Origin of the sequence: Paenibacillus roseus (assembly GCF_016424485.1) — a bacterium.
Classification (GTDB): domain Bacteria; phylum Bacillota; class Bacilli; order Paenibacillales; family Paenibacillaceae; genus Paenibacillus_D; species Paenibacillus_D roseus.
Genome location: NZ_JAELUP010000023.1, coordinates 1 through 20,090, shown reverse-complemented (window position 1 = coordinate 20,090; position 20,090 = coordinate 1). Strand labels below are relative to the sequence as shown.

At 49.7% G+C, this 20,090-nt stretch carries 19 protein-coding genes; all 19 read left to right on the top strand.

Annotated elements, in window-relative coordinates:
- The first annotated feature begins 53 nt into the window (after positions 1 to 53).
- The 19 genes from ftsH to JFN88_RS07945 all read left to right on the top strand — a co-directional run bounded on the left by ftsH (position 54) and on the right by JFN88_RS07945 (position 19,771).
- Complete coding sequence (ftsH, locus tag JFN88_RS08035) at positions 54 to 2,063, top strand: ATP-dependent zinc metalloprotease FtsH (protein WP_199018811.1); 2,010 nt, start codon at positions 54 to 56, stop codon at positions 2,061 to 2,063.
- 304 nt (positions 2,064 to 2,367) lie between these two features.
- Entirely contained in the window at positions 2,368 to 3,306 is a 939-nt protein-coding gene (nadA, locus tag JFN88_RS08030; protein ID WP_199018810.1) for a quinolinate synthase NadA, read from the top strand.
- Between the two features lie 32 nt (positions 3,307 to 3,338).
- Positions 3,339 to 4,979 (top strand): L-aspartate oxidase, encoded by a 1,641-nt coding sequence (nadB, locus tag JFN88_RS08025; RefSeq protein WP_199018809.1) that lies wholly within the window; start codon positions 3,339 to 3,341, stop codon positions 4,977 to 4,979.
- The gene (gene nadC / locus JFN88_RS08020) at positions 4,957 to 5,835 is read left to right on the top strand and encodes a carboxylating nicotinate-nucleotide diphosphorylase (RefSeq protein WP_199018808.1); all 879 of its coding nucleotides are present in this window, start codon (positions 4,957 to 4,959) and stop codon (positions 5,833 to 5,835) included. The genes nadB and nadC overlap by 23 nt, the downstream gene beginning before the upstream one ends.
- A complete protein-coding gene (locus tag JFN88_RS08015; RefSeq protein WP_199018807.1) occupies positions 5,832 to 6,602 on the top strand; it encodes a type III pantothenate kinase in 771 nt (256 codons plus the stop codon). Before nadC ends, JFN88_RS08015 begins: the two co-directional genes overlap by 4 nt.
- 41 nt (positions 6,603 to 6,643) lie before the next feature.
- A complete protein-coding gene (hslO, locus tag JFN88_RS08010; protein WP_199018806.1) occupies positions 6,644 to 7,543 on the top strand; it encodes an Hsp33 family molecular chaperone HslO in 900 nt (299 codons plus the stop codon).
- A gap of 15 nt (positions 7,544 to 7,558) precedes the next feature.
- On the top strand, positions 7,559 to 8,506 hold the full coding sequence (locus JFN88_RS08005) for a peptidylprolyl isomerase (protein ID WP_199018805.1): 948 nt from the start codon (positions 7,559 to 7,561) through the stop codon (positions 8,504 to 8,506).
- 95 nt (positions 8,507 to 8,601) lie between these two features.
- A complete protein-coding gene (gene cysK / locus JFN88_RS08000; RefSeq protein WP_199018804.1) occupies positions 8,602 to 9,540 on the top strand; it encodes a cysteine synthase A in 939 nt (312 codons plus the stop codon).
- Positions 9,541 to 9,723: 183 nt separating this feature from the next.
- Positions 9,724 to 11,289: an anthranilate synthase component I family protein gene (locus tag JFN88_RS07995; protein WP_199018803.1), complete on the top strand. Its 1,566-nt coding sequence runs from the start codon at positions 9,724 to 9,726 to the stop codon at positions 11,287 to 11,289.
- 12 nt (positions 11,290 to 11,301) lie between these two features.
- Positions 11,302 to 11,883: an aminodeoxychorismate/anthranilate synthase component II gene (gene pabA, locus JFN88_RS07990; RefSeq protein ID WP_199018802.1), complete on the top strand. Its 582-nt coding sequence runs from the start codon at positions 11,302 to 11,304 to the stop codon at positions 11,881 to 11,883.
- Positions 11,880 to 12,773, top strand: coding sequence for an aminodeoxychorismate lyase (pabC, locus tag JFN88_RS07985; protein ID WP_199018801.1), 894 nt, complete (start codon positions 11,880 to 11,882; stop codon positions 12,771 to 12,773). The genes pabA and pabC overlap by 4 nt, the downstream gene beginning before the upstream one ends.
- Entirely contained in the window at positions 12,766 to 13,620 is an 855-nt protein-coding gene (gene folP / locus JFN88_RS07980; protein ID WP_199018800.1) for a dihydropteroate synthase, read from the top strand. Before pabC ends, folP begins: the two co-directional genes overlap by 8 nt.
- 14 nt (positions 13,621 to 13,634) lie before the next feature.
- The gene (folB, locus tag JFN88_RS07975) at positions 13,635 to 14,027 is read left to right on the top strand and encodes a dihydroneopterin aldolase (protein WP_199018799.1); all 393 of its coding nucleotides are present in this window, start codon (positions 13,635 to 13,637) and stop codon (positions 14,025 to 14,027) included.
- Positions 13,999 to 14,568: a 2-amino-4-hydroxy-6-hydroxymethyldihydropteridine diphosphokinase gene (gene folK, locus JFN88_RS07970; RefSeq protein WP_233167570.1), complete on the top strand. Its 570-nt coding sequence runs from the start codon at positions 13,999 to 14,001 to the stop codon at positions 14,566 to 14,568. Before folB ends, folK begins: the two co-directional genes overlap by 29 nt.
- On the top strand, positions 14,538 to 14,753 hold the full coding sequence (locus JFN88_RS07965; RefSeq protein WP_199018797.1) for a helix-turn-helix domain-containing protein: 216 nt from the start codon (positions 14,538 to 14,540) through the stop codon (positions 14,751 to 14,753). Before folK ends, JFN88_RS07965 begins: the two co-directional genes overlap by 31 nt.
- Before the next feature lie 39 nt (positions 14,754 to 14,792).
- The gene (dusB, locus tag JFN88_RS07960) at positions 14,793 to 15,824 is read left to right on the top strand and encodes a tRNA dihydrouridine synthase DusB (RefSeq protein ID WP_199018796.1); all 1,032 of its coding nucleotides are present in this window, start codon (positions 14,793 to 14,795) and stop codon (positions 15,822 to 15,824) included.
- Positions 15,825 to 16,235: 411 nt separating this feature from the next.
- Complete coding sequence (greA, locus tag JFN88_RS07955; RefSeq protein ID WP_199018795.1) at positions 16,236 to 16,712, top strand: transcription elongation factor GreA; 477 nt, start codon at positions 16,236 to 16,238, stop codon at positions 16,710 to 16,712.
- Positions 16,713 to 16,903: 191 nt separating this feature from the next.
- The gene (gene lysS / locus JFN88_RS07950; RefSeq protein WP_379166308.1) at positions 16,904 to 18,418 is read left to right on the top strand and encodes a lysine--tRNA ligase; all 1,515 of its coding nucleotides are present in this window, start codon (positions 16,904 to 16,906) and stop codon (positions 18,416 to 18,418) included.
- A 177-nt stretch (positions 18,419 to 18,595) separates the two neighbouring features.
- A complete protein-coding gene (locus JFN88_RS07945) occupies positions 18,596 to 19,771 on the top strand; it encodes a stalk domain-containing protein (protein ID WP_199018793.1) in 1,176 nt (391 codons plus the stop codon).
- The last annotated feature ends 319 nt before the right edge of the window (positions 19,772 to 20,090 follow it).

Below are 20,090 nucleotides of genomic sequence, written 5' to 3'. Positions count from 1 at the left end.
TGGAATGTCATGCTATGGTAAAATACTTAAAGCGTCTTGAGAGGAGGTAAGGGATGAATCGGATCATCCGTAACACGGGGTTTTATTTGATTATCTTTTTGGTGGCCGTGGGTATTGTCCAGGCAATCAGCAACTCTGGCGATACTACCGTCGAACTGAGATATGACCAATTTCGGAAAGAAATGGTAGATAACAATGTTAAAAAACTGACATTGAAGTTCGACAAATACACGTATTATGCAAAAGGTCAATTCCGTTCAAAGCCTGCCAATGAAAATTCCGACCAGTTCTACTCCCGTATCAACGTGGAAGAATTTGCGCTTAAGGAAATCAATGATTTGGCTATTAGCAACGGGGTAGAGTACAAGTTTGATCCGATGGAAGGCCAAAGTTTCTGGCTGACGTTTCTTACGTCCATTGTTCCGTTTGTGATTATTTTCATCCTGTTCTTCTTCCTGATCAATCAGGCACAAGGCGGCGGAGGCAAGGTTATGAATTTCGGCAAGAGCCGTGCCCGCTTGTATAATGAGGAGAAGAAACGGGTTACTTTCGAAGATGTTGCAGGGGCAGATGAAGAGAAGCAGGAGCTTGTAGAGGTCGTAGACTTCCTCAAAGATCCGCGTAAATTTGCAGCTGTAGGAGCACGTATTCCAAAAGGCGTACTGCTTAACGGACCTCCGGGTACAGGTAAAACCTTGCTTGCAAGAGCTGTTGCTGGTGAGGCTGGCGTGCCGTTCTTCAGCATTTCCGGTTCTGATTTCGTGGAAATGTTCGTCGGTGTCGGTGCTTCCCGTGTTCGTGATTTGTTTGAGAATGCGAAAAAGAACGCGCCTTGTATCATCTTTATCGACGAGATTGATGCGGTAGGACGCCAACGTGGCGCAGGTCTTGGCGGCGGCCATGATGAGCGCGAGCAGACGCTGAACCAATTGCTAGTTGAGATGGACGGCTTCGGCGCCAATGAAGGAATTATTATTATAGCCGCTACGAACCGTCCGGATATTCTCGATCCGGCGCTTCTCCGCCCGGGACGCTTTGACCGTCAGATTACGGTTGACCGTCCGGATGTTAAAGGCCGTGAAGCGGTGCTTAAAGTTCATGCCCGCAACAAGCCGCTTGCCAAGGATGTCAAGCTGGAAATTATTGCGAAGCGTACAACTGGCTTTACGGGTGCAGACCTTGAGAACTTGCTGAACGAAGCGGCGCTCTTGGCAGCCCGCCGCAACAAGAAGGATATTGCAATGGTGGAGATGGACGAAGCCATTGACCGTGTTATTGTAGGTACAGAGAAGAAGAGCCGTGTGGTCAGCGATCGCGAGAAGCGGATTGTTGCTTATCACGAAGCCGGACACACCATTGTGGGCTTCTTCCTGGAGCACGCCGATATGGTTCACAAGGTGACCATTATCCCTCGAGGCCGTGCTGGCGGATACGTCATCATGCTTCCGAAGGAAGATCGGATGCTTGTCACCAAGCAAGAGCTTCTTGATAAAGTTACAGGATTGCTCGGAGGCCGCGTGGCCGAGGAGCTGTTCATCGGCGAGATCGGAACAGGAGCTTACTCCGACTTCAAACAAGCTACGAGCATTGTCCGTAGCATGATTATGGAATACGGAATGAGCGATAAGCTTGGACCTATGCAGTTTGGCAGTTCGCAAGGCCAGGTATTCCTGGGCCGCGATATCGGCCACGAGCAGAACTATTCCGATGCCATCGCTTACGAGATTGACCAGGAGATGCAAACCCTGATCAATAACTGTTATACTCGCGCCAAGGAGCTTTTGAATGAGAAGAGCAAGGAGGTTCACCTCATTGCCCAGACGCTGCTTAAGCAAGAAACACTTGAGCTTGAGCAAATTAAACGCCTGATTGAGACAGGTTCGCTTGACGGAGAAGGCTCCGAAGGCGGCGGTGCAGCGGAAGAGACCCATGCAGACCCGACGATTGATACCATCGGTGATGTAACAGTTCGCATTCAGCCTCGCAAGGGCGATGAAGAGCCGGTCAAGGGTGATATTCCAGAATCCAAGCCTGAAGATAATGACGGCGAGAACAAGTCTTAAGCTGCAAAATAATGCAGTCCCTTCTGAAGCGAAGGGGCTGCTTTTTTTTAATAACAAGCGGAAGTTTGTACATTTGGTTATATATTCTTGCTCTTGAACTGCATTTGGCTAATAAAACAGCATAGCCTGTCGATTGATACCCTTATGACCTTGATAAACCGCCCTAAAGCGCCTTTATACTTGTTGACACCGTAGTCTCTGTTGTGTAAATTAGTTGTAACTTCATCAATTTATTTAGCTTTGGAAATACTGGAGAGAGCGCTGGACTAGCGTTGTCTGATGATATACAAGGAGAGGGTCTGCCGTGGAAGCATTAGCATTAGAACGCAAAGAGCAGCAGAATCGTGAGCTTCGCGAGCGTCTGATGGAATTGAAGAAAGAACGTAATGCGATTATACTCGCACATTATTATCAAAGAGATGAAATACAAGAGGTTGCTGATTTTCGCGGTGACTCCTTCCTGCTTGCCCAGAAGGCTGCCCAGACAGATGCGGACACCATTGTGTTTTGCGGTGTGCATTTCATGGGCGAAAGCGCTAAAATTTTGGCTCCTAACAAGACCGTCATTATCCCCGATGAGCGAGCTGGTTGTCCAATGGCGGATATGGTTAATGTAGACGGGCTTCGTCAGCTGAAAGCGAAGCATCCGAATGCAAAGGTTGTAACTTATATTAACTCATCCGCCGAAATCAAGGCGGAGACTGATATTTGCTGCACATCAGCCAATGCGGTTCAAGTTGTAAATTCCGTGGAAGGCGATGAAGTGATTTGGGTACCAGACAAAAATTTGGGTCACTATGTTCAACAGAAGACGGACAAGAAGATGATTATCTGGGAAGGCTACTGTAATACCCATGATATGCTGACCGTTAAGGATGTCGTGGAGATGAAGGCCAAATATCCGAACGCGGAGTTTGTCGTTCATCCGGAATGCCGGCCGGAAGTTGTAGCGCTTGGCGATTTTGTCGGCAGCACAACAGCAATCATTAAATATTGCAAGGAATCTCCGAACAAGGAGTTTATCGTTGGCACAGAGGATGGAACAGGCTTTCAGCTTCGCAAGGACAGTCCGGATAAGACCTTTCATTTTGCAACCAAATATTTGGTGTGTCCGAACATGAAGGTTAATAACTTGAAGAAGCTTGTGAAATGCTTGGAGACGATGCAGCCGCAAATTTATGTTCCGCCTCAAATTGCTGACAAAGCTAGATTATCTCTGGAGCGCATGCTGCAAGTGAAGTAGCATGCGCTACTCTCTTGTAGGAGGAGAGCGAATTGATTCCAAGATACTTGGTCGATTTTTCCTTGAACGAACTTCCGGTAGTGGACAAGGATGTCATTGTGATCGGGGCCGGCATTGCCGGTCTTTTTACCGCTATCAAAGCTAGTGAAAATAATAACGTACTTATTATTACAAAAAAATCGCTGATGGACAGCAACACTCGCTACGCCCAGGGGGGGATTGCAGCCGTCATCTCGGAGGATGACTCCCCGCTGTACCATCGTCAGGATACATTGATTGCTGGCGCCGGACTTTGCGGAGATGAAGCGGTTGAAATCCTTGTCCATGAGGGGCCAAAAGGTGTCCGCGATCTGATTCGGATGGGGACGCAATTCGATCAGGAGAATGGGGAATTCGCTTTGACGAAAGAAGGCGCGCATAGTCAGCGCAGAATTCTTCATGCCAATGGCGATGCAACCGGCTTTGAGATTGTGCGTGCTTTATCTGAGAAAGCGAATGCGCACCCGAATATTGAAGTGTGGGACGACCATTTTGTCATCGACTTGATTACAATCGACGGAGAATGCCGCGGGGTTCTCGTACAGAAGCCTGATGGCCAAAGGCTGTTTGTCCGCGGGAAAGCAACCGTATTGTGTTCCGGCGGCGCCGGACAGCTCTACCGTTATACGACCAACCCTGATGTAGCCACGGGTGATGGCATAGCGATGGCTTTTCGGGCAGGAGCATATATTCAGGATGTGGAATTTATTCAATTCCATCCGACGTCGCTCTGCTACCCTGGTGCTCCCCGCTTCCTTATATCCGAGGCCGTTCGCGGAGAAGGCGCGGTGCTGAGAAATATTAAGGGCGAACGCTTTATGGAGAAATATCATGAGCAATTGGAGTTGGCTCCAAGGGATGTTGTAGCCAGAGCCATTGTAAGCGAGATAGAAGCGACCAAGTCAACTTTTGTCTATTTGGACATCACGCATGAATCTCCGGAAATGGTCAAGCATCGCTTCCCGACGATTTTTGAATTTTGCGTGAACTATGGGCTTGATCTGACCACCGATTGGATTCCGGTTGCGCCAGCGGCGCACTACATGATGGGCGGAGTGAAGACCGACATGAACGGGGAGACGAACGTCACGCGGCTATTTGCCTGCGGCGAAGTATCATCGACCGGTGTTCATGGGGCCAATCGCCTGGCGAGCAACTCCTTGTCCGAGGCAATCGTATTCGGCCGACGGATTGTCAAGCGGATCAACGATTTGAAGCCTGTGCAGATGTCTGAAGTGGAAAGTGAGCTGGCACCCGGGGAATCCTGGCGGAGTGTATCTTCCATTCAGGCTGTAGTTGAGAAACGATTGAAGCTACAGAGGATTATGGTTCGGTATGCGGGACTCAAAAGGGACGGAAGCGGACTGCTCAAGGGACTCGACGAGTTGAAGCGTCAGCTTCCGATTTTCCAGACGGTACTGACCAAGAGGGAGGAATATGAGTTTGCCAACCTGCTGACTTGCGCATTGCTGACGAGCGAAGCGGCGCTGGCGCGGGAGGAGAGCCGCGGCGCTCATTACCGGGAGGATTTTCCGGAGCGTGATGATGAGAAGTGGCGCAAGCATACAGTTCTTCACCGGGAATACGGATTAACAGAGGAGCGGATACAAGATGCACGAGCTGGGAACCTATAATCAAGCGCTGCGAGAACAAATTCGAAGCTGGCTGGCCGAGGATATCGGATCAGGCGATATTACGACGCAGACAACTATCCCTGCAGGACATCAGTCCAAAGCAATTATTCATGTCAAAGAGGATGGCATCTTGGCAGGACTCCCTGTTGCAGAGCTTGTATTTGAAGTGATTGACCCCGATCTTGTGTTCCGCCGGATTGCTGCCGAAGGCGCTGAAGTGACGAAGGGCGACATATTGGCGGAGGTTGAAGGCAGCACGCACAGCTTGCTGACAGGAGAGCGTCTGGCGCTTAACTTATTGCAGCGTCTGTCCGGTATTGCGACACGGACAAGCCAATACAAGGCCGCGTTAGATGGCCTGCCGGTAAGGCTTGTAGATACAAGAAAGACGACACCGGGACACCGGATGCTGGAGAAGTATGCCGTGCGTGTCGGAGGCGGAGCGAATCACCGGTTCGGCTTGTATGATGCGGTCATGATCAAGGATAATCATATTAAAGGCGCAGGCGGCATCCGCCAGGCAGTTGAAGCTTCGCGAGCGCGCATCCCGCACACGATGAAAATCGAAGTAGAGGCAGAGTCGATTTCGCAGGTTGGGGAAGCACTGGATGCTGGAGCAGATATTATTTTGCTGGATAATATGTCCAATGAAAGATTGCGTGCGGCTGTAGCCTTCATTCGCGAGCGCGCCCCTCATGTTGTCATTGAAGCGTCCGGGGGTGTGAATCTTAATACGGTACATGGAATTGCCGCTTGCGGCGTCGATGTTATTTCCGTGGGTGCGCTGACGTATTCCTTCCAATCACTCGACATCAGTCTGGACCTGGGAGCCAAGAAGGGAGGCGAAGCTTCTTGATTCTGGCCGTTGACGTAGGAAATACGAATATTGTATTGGGCGTGTACCGCGGCAAGGAGCTGTTGCATCACTGGCGGCTGAGCACGAACCGTTCCAATACCGTAGACGAATATGGGATGACCATTTTAAACTTATTCCAATTTGCCGGGCTTGATATTCAAAAAGTGGAAGGCGTCATCATTTCCTCTGTTGTTCCGCCTCTGATGAGGACTTTGGAGCAATTATGCGTAAACTATATAAAGAAATTACCGGTTGTCGTAGGTCCGGGTGTAAAAACAGGATTGAACATCCGCTATGAGAACCCGCGCGAGGTGGGCGCCGACCGGATCGTCAATGCGGTCGCAGGAATTGAGAAGTATGGAAGGCCTTTGATTGTAGTTGATTTCGGCACAGCTACAACCTTTGATTATATTGACGAGTCCGGGGACTATCTGGGCGGAGCCATTTTACCGGGGATCGGGATTTCGACTGAAGCGTTGTATCAGCGCGCAGCCAAATTGCCGCGAATTGAGCTTGTGAAGCCCAAGAGCGTCATCGGGCGTAATCCGGTAACGTCTATGCAAGCCGGAATCATATTCGGCTACGCTGGGCAAGTTGACGGCATTGTCAGAAGAATTGAACGGGAATTCAAAGTAGCTCCGTATGTGGTCGCCACCGGTGGCCTCGCGGATTTGATTGCCAGTGAATCGGAGACGATTCGAACAGTGGACCCGCTGCTCACTCTTGAAGGCATGCGGCTTGTCTATGAGCGAAATCAGGATAATTGAATGTAAGACACATATGTTGAACTGGAAAGGGAGGGTTTATAGTGAGCAGCGAGCAGGACTACCTCGTGCGAGGTACAGCCTTTGGCGATAAAGTCCGTGTACTGGCAGTACGCAGCACGAATTTGACAGACGAATTAAGAAGACGACATAACACTCTCCCTACTGCTACAGCGGCGCTCGGGCGGACAGCCGCGGCAGGGGCGTTGATGGGGGCCATGCTCAAGGGCAAGGAAAAACTGACGATTCAGGTCAAGGGCGATGGGCCGCTAGGTCAAATCGTCGTTGATGCCAATGCCGACGGGGATGTACGCGGCTATGTTGATCATCCGGATGTGCATCTGGCCAGCAATTCCCAAGGCAAGCTTGATGTTGCGGGAGCGGTCGGTCGCTCCGGCTACCTTCATATTATAAAAGATTTGGGTCTCCGTGACCCCTACCGCGGCAGTGTACCGCTAATTTCGGGCGAGCTTGCCGAAGACTTTACCTACTATTTTGCCACCTCGGAACAGACGCCGTCCGCAGTGGGACTCGGTGTGCTGGTAGACACCGATGGTTCTGTAATTCAGGCAGGCGGGTTCATCGTTCAATTGCTTCCTGGACTGACTGATGGCGAAATTACGCAACTGGAGCGCAGATTATCCGTGATGCCTCCGGTAACGGCACTGCTTGACCAGGGGGAATCTCCGGAAGAACTGCTGCGTATCGCAGTTGGCGAGGACTTGAAGGTCATGGAGACCATGCCGATCAGATTTGCCTGCAAATGTTCCAAAGAACGGGTTGGCGCCACGCTTGTCAGCCTTGGAGAGCATGAGCTTAGGCAATTGATTGAAGATGATGAACAAGCAGAGGTGATTTGCCACTTCTGCAATGAAGTCTATACGTTTGACCGTAATGATCTTCAAATTTTGCTTGAGCAGGCTAAGCCTGATCCCATTCAGTAAGCGAGGGTCAGACGGATGAACAAGCATAATTTATGGAAAGGGTTGATCGCACTTCAGGCTATTTGCATGATTGTATTGACTGTGGTCGTCGTCGTAAAAGTAGTACCTGTAGGCGATAAGCCGGATGAGACGCCTATTAAGCCTGACCATGGAGACAGTGAGATGGTAGATGACAGCGAGATTGCGGCTGTGGTCGGGAATAAGGTGATCACGATAAAGGCATTGCACCAAGCGCTTGTTCAAAATTACGGGGAAGATATGCTGAACAAACTTATGCTCCGTCAGGCTATTGATCTGGAGACGGATGCTTATGGACTTGCGGTAACAGATGAAGAGATAAGGGAAGAGCTGAATGAACGGATGGCTGGCTACGGCAGTGATTTCGAGTTTTATACAACTATGAAGAATCAGCTCGGCATGTCCAAGCAAGAAGTTTTGGCGGATATCAAATATCAGTTGTTGCTGGAGAAGATTTCTATAAGGGAAATTTACGTCTCTGATCAGCAGATTCAGGATTATATCCTTCTGCACCCTGGAGATTTTGCACCTCAAGTACATATCCGGATTGCCTGGATCGTCACTGGCTCGGAGCAGCTTGCCAGGCTTTTGCTGGAAAAGTTTGAGGAAGGGGAATCGTTCTCCGATCTTGCCAGGCGATATTCGGAAGATGAGTTTACCGCTGCAAGCGGAGGCGACCTGGGGCTGGTGGAAGCCCGTGATCCCTTTATAGAAGAAAAGGTACTCAAGACCGCCAATTCGATGGCAGTCGGCGCTGTGGCCGGACCAATTGCCGTAAGTCAGGGCTTTGCTGTAATCCAGCTCCAGGAACGTCAAGAGGAGACGGAACTTGATTATAATCGGCAGAAGGAACGCGCCCGCAGGCAAATTGCCTTGGCGGAATCTTCCCCGCTATCCGAAGTAGAATCGTCGCTGCTGCATAAATATGCCGCTACTGTATACTAAAGCAAAAGTTCTCTATTGACAATTCCTATCGACGATTGTTATATTAGAGTAAATGAATACCTACTGAAACAGTCGGAAATGGGGAGGCTTTTATCATGGCTAGAATTGTACAAAATGTGACTGATTTGATTGGTGATACACCGCTTGTTCGCTTGAATCGTCTTGTCCCTGAAGACTCTGCAGAGATTTATGTCAAGCTGGAGTACCAAAACCCAGGCGCTAGCGTTAAAGATCGCATTGCGATCAGCATGATCGAGGTTGCTGAGCAAGAAGGCCTCATTAAGCCAGGGGACACCATTATTGAAGCAACAAGCGGCAACACCGGTATCGGACTTGCACTTGTGGCTGCGGCTAAAGGATATAAAGCAATTCTCGTTATGCCTGAAACGATGAGCCTTGAGCGTCGTAATCTGCTTCGTGCATACGGAGCCGAACTTGTATTGACTCCTGGGTCAGAGGGTATGAACGGCGCAGTTCGCAAGGCAGATGAGCTGAAGAACGAGAACCCGCACTACTTCATGGCTGAGCAATTCAGAAACCCGGCCAACGTCAAGATTCACCGTGAAACAACTGGCCCGGAAATTGTAGAAGCAATCAACTCTCTCGACGGCAAGCTTGATGCTTTCGTTGCAGGTATTGGTACAGGCGGTACTATCTCCGGTGCAGGTGAAGTGTTGAAGAACAGCTTCCCTGACATCAAAATCGTAGCGGTTGAGCCTTCTGCTTCTCCACTGTTGTCCGGAGGCAAGCCCGGCCCGCATAAAATTCAAGGCATCGGCGCCAACTTCGTGCCGGATATTTTGAATCGTGAAATCTACGATGAAATTATTACTGTAGACAACGAGGAAGCTTTCGATTACGCGCGTCGTGCTGCCAAGGAAGAAGGCATTCTGTGCGGAATCTCTTCCGGCGCCGCGATTTCTGCTGCATTGCAGGTTGCGAAGCAGCTTGGCAAAGGCAAGCGTGTCGTTGCAGTTGTACCAAGCAATGGGGAACGCTACCTGAGCACACCGCTGTTCAACTTCGAGAACTAATTGATACCATAAATTCGAGGACTGTTTTTGGCGAATTTTCGCCAAAAACAGTCCTTTCTGAATTTTGTTGTAGAATCGATTCTTCATGCGCCGCCTCAACGCTTTTGCCAGCCATTAAACGCTTGCCTTTTTGGGCAGCCTTTCATTATACTAAGTGGAACCGTTAATGCAGGGGGTCCGGAAATGATATGCACATCTTATGAGCAGTGGAAACAATGGCAGGCAGAAAATTATACAGCATTGCCCCTGCTGTACAAACAACCTTTGGAATTGAGCCGGGACAAAGTCGATAGCTGGTCGAAGGCATGGAGCTTTGCCCATCCCTATGCAATTGTGCTAGAGAGCGGTAAAGACGGGCGCTACACCTACATCGGACTGCGTCCTACAGAGATTTTGAAGGGCAAGGGAGAACACGCAGAGCTGCAAGGCATGGATTCCGGCGCAAGACAAGAGTTAAGCGGGAAGCCGCTTGAAGTCGTCCGTGCGTGGATGGAACCTTATCGCGCTCCGCGGCTGGCGGAAGGGCCCAAGTGGGTTGGCGGCTGTGCGGGCTTATGGAGCTATGACGTAGCTCGCACTATTGAGCGTCTGCCTCAACTTGCCGAAGATGATCTGGACTGGCCAGATTATCTCTTCATGCGGCTTGACGAACTGTGGATTATCGATCATAAGACTCGTGAAATCTATTGTGCGATTCACTCTTTTGTCGGGGATGCAGTTGCAGAAGAAGGGCTAAGAGAGACTTATCACAAGGCGTTGGGACAAGCGCAGGAGATGGCAAATATATGGCGGAAGTTGACGGAAGAGGATCAAACCAGGGAGGCTGTCAGCAAGCGGGAACGCCAGCAGGAGCTGATTGCAGCGGATCGGGATCTTTCCATCGATGTGGAGTCCATACCCAGTCGTACCTCTCCTTTTTCCAAGGAAGCCTTTATGGATGCAGTTCGTACGATTCAGCGCTATATTGCCCAGGGAGATGTATTTCAGGTCAACTTGTCGCTCCGTCAAAGTCTTGAGAGTGATTTGTCTCCAGAAGAACTGTACGAATGGCTTAGGCTGTTCAACCCTTCTCCGTACATGGGATTCTTGCGTACCCCTGAGTTTCAGCTTGTGTCCGCTTCGCCCGAGCTGCTGGTTGAATCCCGAGCTGGAAGGCTGGTCGCCCGACCCATTGCGGGAACAAGACGTCGGGGACGGACTGAAGAAGAAGATCGGCTGCTTGCTGAAGAATTGATTAGCAATGAGAAGGAGCGCGCGGAGCATATCATGCTTGTCGATCTTGACCGCAATGATTTGGGACGCATATCCGAGTATGGTACTGTCCAGGTCAAAGAATTAATGGTCATTGAGCAGTACTCCCATGTTATGCATCTCGTATCTCAGGTGGAGGGGCAACTGAAGGCGGGCAAGGATGCTTATGACGTCATTGCTGCGAAATTCCCTGGCGGCACGATTACAGGCGCGCCCAAGATTCGGACGATGCAGATTATCGAGGAAGTGGAGCCCGTCAGACGCGGCCCGTATACCGGCTCCTTGGGATGGATTGACTATAACGGGGATATGGAATTTAATATTATTATCCGCACAATGGCAGTGAAGAACGGACAGATACACATTCAAGCGGGAGCCGGGATTGTAATCGATTCTGACCCGGAGCGGGAATACTACGAGTCGCTGAACAAGGCTAAGGCTTTATGGAAGGCGATTCAGTACAGCGAGAAATTCCATGAACAAGCAATACAACTATAGGGGGAGTCCGACATGATTCTAGTAATCGATAATTACGACTCGTTTACGTACAACCTGGTGCAGTATCTGGGGGAGATTGGAGAAGAGATTATTGTCAAGCGGAATGATGAAATTGATCTGGACGGGATCGCTCAGCTGGCGCCGGATCATATTCTCATTTCTCCTGGACCATGTACACCTAATGAAGCAGGAGTGAGCCTTGCGCTGATTGATCGGTTTAAAGGTGAAATTCCGATTCTGGGCGTTTGCCTTGGGCATCAGGCGATCGGACAAGCCTTTGGCGGGGATGTTATCCGCGCAGAAAAATTGATGCACGGCAAGACGTCGCCTATTTTGCACGATGGCCGGACCATCTTCGAGGGTATCCCTTCCCCGTATACAGCGACAAGATACCACTCCCTGATTGTGAAGCGGGAGACACTGCCGGATTGTCTGGAAATTAGTGCGGAGACAGCCGAAGGCGAAATTATGGGCTTGCGGCATAAAGAATATTTGATCGAAGGGGTTCAGTTCCACCCCGAATCCATTATTACGGAGCATGGTCTGACTCTGCTGCGCAATTTTCTGAAGCTCAAAGCTGGAGCGGTTCGATGAAGGTCGGATTCAACGGCGCCATTTTGGATGCGCAGGAGGCCGTGATCTCGGTATATGATCACGGCTTTTTGTATGGCTTGGGTTTGTTCGAGACCTTCCGCACTTACGGCGGAAGGCCGTTCCTCCTGGAGTGGCATCTGGAGCGGCTGGCCCAAGCATGCCGGGAGCTAGGTATCCGATACCATCCGGATGAAGAGCATCTAATAGGTTGGCTAAGGGAGTTAATGAACGCCAACGGGTTGGAGGAAGCTTATGTGCGGCTGACAGTGAGCGCCGGAGAAGAAGAACTTGGTTTGCCTACAGGGGATTACTTCAGACCAAATGTGGTGCTGCTCGTCAAGCCGTTGCCCTTGCCATCACCAAAGCTGGATCGGGAGGGCAAGGAATTGCGGCTGCTGCGTACGCCGCGGAACACGCCTGAGGGCGAGACTCGGTATAAATCACTCCATTATATGAATAATATAGTTGCCAAACGAGAGTTGTCTGCGACCGATGCTCCGCCCGGCACAGAGGGACTGATGTGTACCCGGGATGGCTGTCTGGCCGAAGGCATCGTAAGCAATCTGTTTTTTGTACGCGAAGGGAAGTTGTGCACCCCAGCGGTTCAAACAGGTATCTTGCCGGGTATAACTAGAAGAAAAGTGTTGGAGCTTGCTTCTAACATGGGCATCCCTGCCGAGGAAGGCTTGTACACGTGGTCTAATTTGCTCCAGGCGGAGGAGGTCTTGCTGACAAACTCTGTTCAAGAGCTGGTCCCGGTGACAAAACTAACGGATACGAAGAATACGGCTGTAATTGTAAGCGGAGGCGAGAGCGGCCGATTGACGCAGCGACTGCTGGCCGCTTATCGCGAACAGGCTCATGGCAGGAAGGCGGAGACAGATGCATAACCGAATATGGCAAAGATCCTATTCCTTGCGAAGCGGAGGCAAGCTGGAGCTAGGGAACCGCACGCTAATTATGGGAATATTGAATACAACACCGGATTCCTTCTCGGACGGAGGAAGGTATATGGAGCCGGAAAAGGCTGTAGAACATGCCCGCAAGCTAATTGATGAAGGAGCGGACATTATCGACATCGGCGGGGAGTCTACGCGTCCCGGCAGTCAGCCTGTACCACTTGAGGAGGAGCTTCGCCGCGTTATCCCGGTGATTGAGGCAATTCGCAAGGAATTTCCTGAGACGGTCATTTCCATTGATACCTACAAGGCGGAGACCGCAAGCCGGGCATTAAGCGCAGGAGCGGATATTCTGAACGACATTTGGTCATTGCAGGGTGACCCGGCAATGGCCGCTACGGCCGCTGAGTATGATTGTCCGGTTATTTTAAGCCATAATCGTTCACAAGCCGTATATGGAAATTTGGTAAATGATGTAATTATTGACTTGCATTCCAGCATTGAGTTGGCATTGCGGTCCGGGGTCCGCAATAGTAACATTTGGCTTGATCCGGGAATCGGTTTTGCCAAAACCCATGATCATAATCTGGAGCTGATGGGGGCGCTCGATGCACTGGGGGCGATGGGCTATCCGGTTCTACTGGGAACCTCCCGCAAGCTGTTTATTCGTACTGTGCTGGACCTCCCTGCCAATGACGTCCTGGAAGGGACAGCAGCAACGGTAACACTGGGGATTGCCCAAGGCTGCCAGGTCGTCCGCGTGCACGATGTGGCCCATATTGCCCGTACGGTCAGGATGACGGATGCAGTTGTATATCATAAATCCGCTAATGGATAACGGGAGGGATAAGTATGGACAAAATGACGCTCAAAGGTATGCAGTTTTTCGGCTATCATGGCTTATTTCCAGAGGAAAACAAACTGGGTCAGAAGTGGACCGTGGAATTGGAGCTTGATCTTGATTTGCGAAAGGCCGGACAGTCCGACGATCTGACGGCAACGATTAATTATGCAGAGCTGCACGCGCTGACGAAGAAAATTGTGGAAGGTCCGCCGTTCAAACTGGTTGAAGCTTTAGCGAATGACATTGCAACGAAGGTTCTGGACACTTATACTATTATAAACGAAGTTGCGGTACGGGTTACAAAACCAAATCCGCCGTTTGAGATATACTTTGACGGTGTTGTCGTGGAGCTTCGCAGAAAGCGGGATGAATATGGAAAGATCGTTGCCGCATGGACTTGACGAGCGGCCGGCTATAGATGATCAGCCCAAGGCCGCATTCATTGCCTTGGGTTCAAATATGGGGAACCGGGACGAATTATTGTTGCAGGCTCTACATCGGCTGAACATTCATCCTGAGGTTGAAATCCAGGTGGTATCGGCCATGTATGAGACGGACCCGGTGGGATTTACGGAGCAGCCTGCATTTTTGAACATGGCAGCCCGTATTGAAACTGTGCTGGCTCCGCTTGATTTGCTGCATGTGATGCAGAACATTGAGAAGGAGCTCGGCAGAGTGCGGCATGAGCGGTGGGGACCGCGGACGATTGATCTTGATCTGCTTCATTATGAGGGAGTGACGATGGATACCGAAGAACTGATACTTCCCCATCCTCGCATGATGGAGCGTGGTTTCGTCCTTGTGCCGCTTAAGGACTGCATGTCCGATTATGAAGCGGAGCCGTGGCTTCGTGAGGAAGTTGCTGCAGGAGTGGACCGGGTGGAGAGGGAACGAAAGGAAGGCATCTTGTTATGGAACACCATCAACTGGCCCAGCGGTTAAGAGCATTTCGCAAGCTGAAGGGTCACACACAGCAAGGGTTGGCAGAGCGCCTTAACATCTCTGTTGCGGTGCTTGGATCATTGGAGCGGGGGACCCGTAAACCGGAAGCAAAGCTGCTGGAGAAGATTGCCCAGTCGCTTGAGGTTAGCTATGAGGAACTGACAGGTGAAAAGAAGTCCGAATAGATCCCGGGTAGAAGAATGTAGTAAAGGAGCATGGTGAGCATGCTGAAAATTGGCGATATCCAAATGAAAAACAATGTAGTGCTGGCTCCAATGGCCGGTGTCTGCAATCCGGCATTCCGGCTGATTGCCAAAGAATTTGGCACTGGTTTGGTATGTGCGGAGATGGTCAGTGACAAGGCGATCCTGCATGGCAACAAGCGTACGATGGAAATGCTGTATGTCGATGAGCGCGAAAAGCCGCTCAGTCTGCAAATTTTCGGCGGTGATCGGGAATCGCTCGTGGAAGCGGCCAAAGTTGTAGATCGTCAGACGAATGCGGACATTATTGACATTAATATGGGTTGTCCGGTGCCAAAAGTCACGAAGTGTGACGCTGGCGCACGCTGGCTGCTTGATCCGAACAAAATCTATGAGATGGTATCCGCTGTTGTAGATGCTGTTGAAAAGCCGGTGACGGTCAAAATGCGCATAGGCTGGGATAGCGAGCATATTTACGCAGTAGAGAATGCGCGAGCTGTGGAGCGTGCGGGAGGCAGAGCTGTAAGTGTACATGGAAGAACGCGCGAGCAGTTGTATACCGGCGTTGCCAACTGGGATATTATTAAAGAAGTCAAAGAGGCGGTCAGCATTCCGGTAATCGGCAATGGCGATGTATTCTCTCCGGAGGATGCGAAGCGACTGCTGGATCATACAGGCTGTGATGGCGTTATGATCGGCCGGGGCGCGCTAGGCAACCCTTGGATGCTGTACAGAACCATTCAATTTCTGACAGAAGGCGAGATGGTGCCTGACCCGACGCCGGCAGAGAAAATGAGAATAGCAATTGTGCATATGGACCGTCTGGTGAAGCTAAAAGGAGAATCCACTGCAGTCAAGGAAATGCGAAAGCATTTGGCTTGGTACCTGAAAGGATTGCCAGGAGCGGCTCGAATTAAAGACAACATTATGGAAGAAACTAGCCGGGATAAAATGGTTCAGATTCTAGGTGCGTACATTGATTCTCTGGGCGAAATTGCGCAACAATCGGTAAGCGGTGAGTCGGTTGTGAATCAAGGAGCGGCGTTTCATTAAATTTTGGACACTTTGTGTGCCGCTGGTATGCTGGCACACAAAGTATAGGCTGTCAGCTCTTGTTTTGACGGCAATTCCCTGTCATTGACATTTGGGGGGGAATTGAATATAATCATGCAATAGAATTCTGACCTGATGTGAAGGCGGGTTCAAAAGTCTCATTTTCACACGCCCGTACACATCTTGCGGAATCGTTTTTTCGCGTCAACGCAATGATTTCATTGCAACCTATTCGTAAGCGCATGCTTTGCCTGATGAATATCATCTTTTACAGATATTTCTTACTCGCAGCTGGCGTTATTAAAGATTAGCATTTTTGAATAACTTCTTAAAGTAGCCAACATATAGTATTGATTAGTGATTCATACATACGGGTATGAAAATATGTCACGCGACAGGAGAATTGGTGAGATGAGCGATAAGGAAATCATCTTGACTCAAGACGGACTGAAAAAACTGGAAGAAGAGCTTGAGAATCTTAAGTCAGTGAAGCGACGTGAAGTGGCAGAGCGGATTAAAATTGCTATCGGGTATGGCGATATCAGTGAAAACTCCGAGTATGAGGACGCCAAGAATGAGCAGGCATTTATCGAAGGCCGTATTATTACGTTGGAAAAGATGCTTCGCAACGCCCGTATCATTAACAATGATGAAATTGACATAGATACCGTAAGCATCGGCTCAATTGTTACGGTGGAAGATCTCGAGTTTAAAGATACAATGGAATATGCGATTGTCGGCACAGCAGAGTCTGATCCGCTGCAAAACAAGATATCTAACGAAAGCCCTGTCGGCAAAGCGATTCTGGGCAAGAAGAAAGGTGCTGTTGTGGAGGTCAATGTTCCAGCAGGCATCATTCAATACAAGATTTTGGATATTAAGAAGTAATAGTTGCATTCCAACCGCTGATTGGGCATAATCAGAGTGCATGCTGCGTTTTATTGCTGTCCCGGCATTGTGGCGCAGCCGATAAGTTGAGCGAATCAAGCTTCCTCAGGGAAGCTTTTTTTTCAAAATAAACAGGCACCATACTTGTATCTGTCATCATGAGGGATGCAGAACATAAGGAGATGAAGCAATTGAGTAACGAGATTCAGGAGCAGGAGACACAGGAGCTTAGCGAGCTTTTGCAAATCCGGAGGGACAAGCTGGACCAGCTTCGTGGTCTGGGCATTGATCCGTTCGGCAAAAGGTTTGTCCGCACCCATCAAGCCCAGGAAGTTCTGAATGCATACGGTGATCTGTCCAAGGAGGAGCTTGAGGAGAAGTCTCCTGAGGTTAGTCTGGCTGGACGTATCATGCAGAAACGCGTCATGGGCAAAGCTTCCTTTGCACATATCCAGGACTTGAGCGGTAAAATTCAGGTCTATGTTCGCCAGGATGCACTGGACGCTGCGAAATATGAGGCGTTCAGCATGCTGGACATCGGCGATATTATTGGCGTGCGGGGAACTGTTTTCAAGACCAAGACAGGGGAAACCTCAATCAAGGTACTGGAGCTCGAAGTGCTAACCAAGTCACTGCTGCCCTTGCCTGAGAAATATCATGGTCTGAAGGACGTAGAGCTGCGCTATCGCCAACGCTATGTGGATCTGATTATGAATCCGGATGTTCAACAAACCTTCGTCGCCCGTTCGCGCATCATCCAATCGATGCGTCGTTATCTGGATTCCAAAGGCTATCTGGAAGTTGAAACACCTACCCTTCATGCCATTGCGGGGGGAGCAGCGGCCAGACCATTCATTACCCATCACAATGCGCTTGATATGCAGCTTTACATGCGTATTGCCATTGAGCTTCACCTGAAGCGCCTGATTGTCGGCGGCATGGAGAAGGTGTATGAAATTGGACGAGTGTACCGTAATGAAGGTATTTCGACGCGCCATAATCCGGAATTTACGATGATCGAGCTGTATGAAGCGTATGCGGATTATAAGGATATTATGGAGTTGACCGAAAATTTGATTGTGCATATTGCACAGGAAGTTCTCGGAGCGACGAAGATTCAATATCAGGACTATGAGGTGGATCTTGGCAAGCCGTGGCGTCGTGTCTCCATGGTGGATCTTGTTAAAGAGGCTACCGGTGTAGATTTCTCGGAGCAGCTTAGCGATGAAGAGGCTCATCGACTGGCCAAGGAACATAAGGTTCAGGTCGATCCGCATATGAGCGCAGGCCATATTCTGAATGCCTTCTTTGAAACGTTCGTGGAGGAAACGCTGATTCAGCCTACCTTTGTAACTGGCCACCCTGTGGCGATTTCTCCGCTCGCGAAGAAGAATGATGAAGATCCGAGGTTTACAGATCGCTTTGAGCTGTTCATCGTTGCCCGTGAGCACGCCAATGCTTTTACCGAGCTGAATGATCCGATTGATCAGCGCCAGCGCTTTGAAGCACAATTGTTGGAGAAGGAGCAAGGCAATGACGAGGCGCATGAGATGGATGACGATTTCATCCGTGCACTAGAATACGGCTTGCCGCCAACCGGCGGACTCGGTATCGGCGTGGACCGTCTCGTCATGCTGTTGACGAATGCGCCATCTATCCGTGATGTTCTGCTGTTCCCGTTGATGAGAGAACGCGCAGACGATTAAATGAATGATTTGACCAAGCTGTCTTTTACCCTATCGGTAAAGGCAGCTTTTTTATATACAGTCACTTTCACATTTCCCTTCATATAAACATGGACCGGTTTTTGGTGATATTTACTTCGTAAAAAGGTGAAACTTATTAGCACCCGTGATCGTCTAGGGCAACAGGAGGTGATCGTTATGCGATTAGCCAGACTGGCTGTGTCCGTATTGATTTCAGCAATGCTGATGAATTCAGCTTCATTTGCTTCTACGGATGCAACGCGAGCGGCTGACCGGCTCGCAGCAGAGAATTATGCTGTTGTCAGTGTAGACGACCATCAGCTTGAGATAGGCAGCAATAAAACTGAAGGAACATTCGATGGCAGGTCGTTTGATATGCTCCCTATTTTAATCCGAAATCAGATGGTCTATTTCCCGGTGCGTACTCTGGAGAAGTTGGGGGTGGCTCAAGTAGACTGGGCGGCTGAGCAGCGGCAAGCGAATATTTTTGCAGTTAACGCACTGCGAGCAACGCGTAAGGATGTGGGCATACGCGAGCGCACCAAACTGCTTTACAATCTCGACGGTACTAAATTGGAATCCACGGTTGCGGGCAGTGAACCATTCATACAACAGGGTCGGATGTATGTGCCTATTGATCTGCTTCCGCTGTTGGGAATCACGGTTCATTATAATCAAGGAAGGCTTACAGCCAAATGGAGCAGCAAGCATCTTGAGCTTGGGGAAGCCCGCCTGAGGACGGAGGAGCGCACTGCAAGGATTAATATTTTATATGAAAAGCAGCTTGCCAAGCCTGTATTCTTGAAAGCTGGAGCAAATGGCACTGCAACTGCAATAACCGGTGAAATTATAGATCACGACGCGCTGTCTGAGGAAAAAAGCTACAATCGAATTCAGTACGAATTGGAGCTGGATGCAGGTTTAAACGCATATGAGCTTAGGCTAATCGGAGAAGCGGTATTTTTTACAATAGAGAGAAAAGCAGATCATGGCCAAGAAAGCATCCTCAAATTATCTGCTGAAGGACAGCATTATTTATCCCTTCATGAGCCTAGAGGAGCAGCAAGCGATATACGTGCGGGGGATGGGATGATTATTGCCGGGAAGGTCGCAAGCACAGATCCTGCCATTCGCCAGTTGCAGGTTTATATCAGCCGCTATAATGGAAAAAGCTATATGCTCACAGACAGTTACAGCCTGCCTGTTCGTGACGGAGAGTTTGAATATGAATACACGCTGGCGAAGGAAGGGGATTATATTGTTCAGCTTGTCAGCCCTCCTTATACTTTGACCGTCGGGCAAGAGCCGGTGCCTGTAATCTGGGCTGAGTGGAAGACCGCCGTTAAACCTTAAAGGGCTGTCTTCTTTTTTTTGCACTTCATTTAAGAGCCGGGTAAATGAGGAAAGTATACCGATTCCATGTATCTGAAGGCTTTCAGGTTATTTTGCATATGAAATCGAGGTCTCGAATTATTTTGTGAATAGTGCTTGCATTTAGCTAGACGATCGTGGTATATTATTTCTTGCCGCTTTCAAGGCGGGGATCATGCATCACAGTTTTCTGTTCTTTATGATAGAGGAAAGTACTATGGAAGCTTTGAAAAGAGTTGAAAAAAAGTACTTGCCAAGACATGGGCAACTGTGATATATTATAAAAGTCGCCGCTGAGACA

Bases quoted from the DNA above. Each gene is read 5' to 3' on its own strand.
- folB (WP_199018799.1), top strand. From the start codon at position 13,635: ATGGACAAAATGACGCTCAAAGGTATGCAGTTTTTCGGCTATCATGGC.
- dusB (WP_199018796.1), top strand. From the start codon at position 14,793: ATGCTGAAAATTGGCGATATCCAAATGAAAAACAATGTAGTGCTGGCT.
- JFN88_RS07995 (WP_199018803.1), top strand. From the start codon at position 9,724: ATGATATGCACATCTTATGAGCAGTGGAAACAATGGCAGGCAGAAAAT.
- pabC (WP_199018801.1), top strand. From the start codon at position 11,880: ATGAAGGTCGGATTCAACGGCGCCATTTTGGATGCGCAGGAGGCCGTG.
- folK (WP_233167570.1), top strand. From the start codon at position 13,999: ATGGAAAGATCGTTGCCGCATGGACTTGACGAGCGGCCGGCTATAGAT.
- nadC (WP_199018808.1), top strand. From the start codon at position 4,957: ATGCACGAGCTGGGAACCTATAATCAAGCGCTGCGAGAACAAATTCGA.
- pabA (WP_199018802.1), top strand. From the start codon at position 11,302: ATGATTCTAGTAATCGATAATTACGACTCGTTTACGTACAACCTGGTG.
- JFN88_RS07965 (WP_199018797.1), top strand. From the start codon at position 14,538: ATGGAACACCATCAACTGGCCCAGCGGTTAAGAGCATTTCGCAAGCTG.
- ftsH (WP_199018811.1), top strand. From the start codon at position 54: ATGAATCGGATCATCCGTAACACGGGGTTTTATTTGATTATCTTTTTG.
- greA (WP_199018795.1), top strand. From the start codon at position 16,236: ATGAGCGATAAGGAAATCATCTTGACTCAAGACGGACTGAAAAAACTG.
- JFN88_RS08005 (WP_199018805.1), top strand. From the start codon at position 7,559: ATGAACAAGCATAATTTATGGAAAGGGTTGATCGCACTTCAGGCTATT.
- cysK (WP_199018804.1), top strand. From the start codon at position 8,602: ATGGCTAGAATTGTACAAAATGTGACTGATTTGATTGGTGATACACCG.
- JFN88_RS07945 (WP_199018793.1), top strand. From the start codon at position 18,596: ATGCGATTAGCCAGACTGGCTGTGTCCGTATTGATTTCAGCAATGCTG.
- folP (WP_199018800.1), top strand. From the start codon at position 12,766: ATGCATAACCGAATATGGCAAAGATCCTATTCCTTGCGAAGCGGAGGC.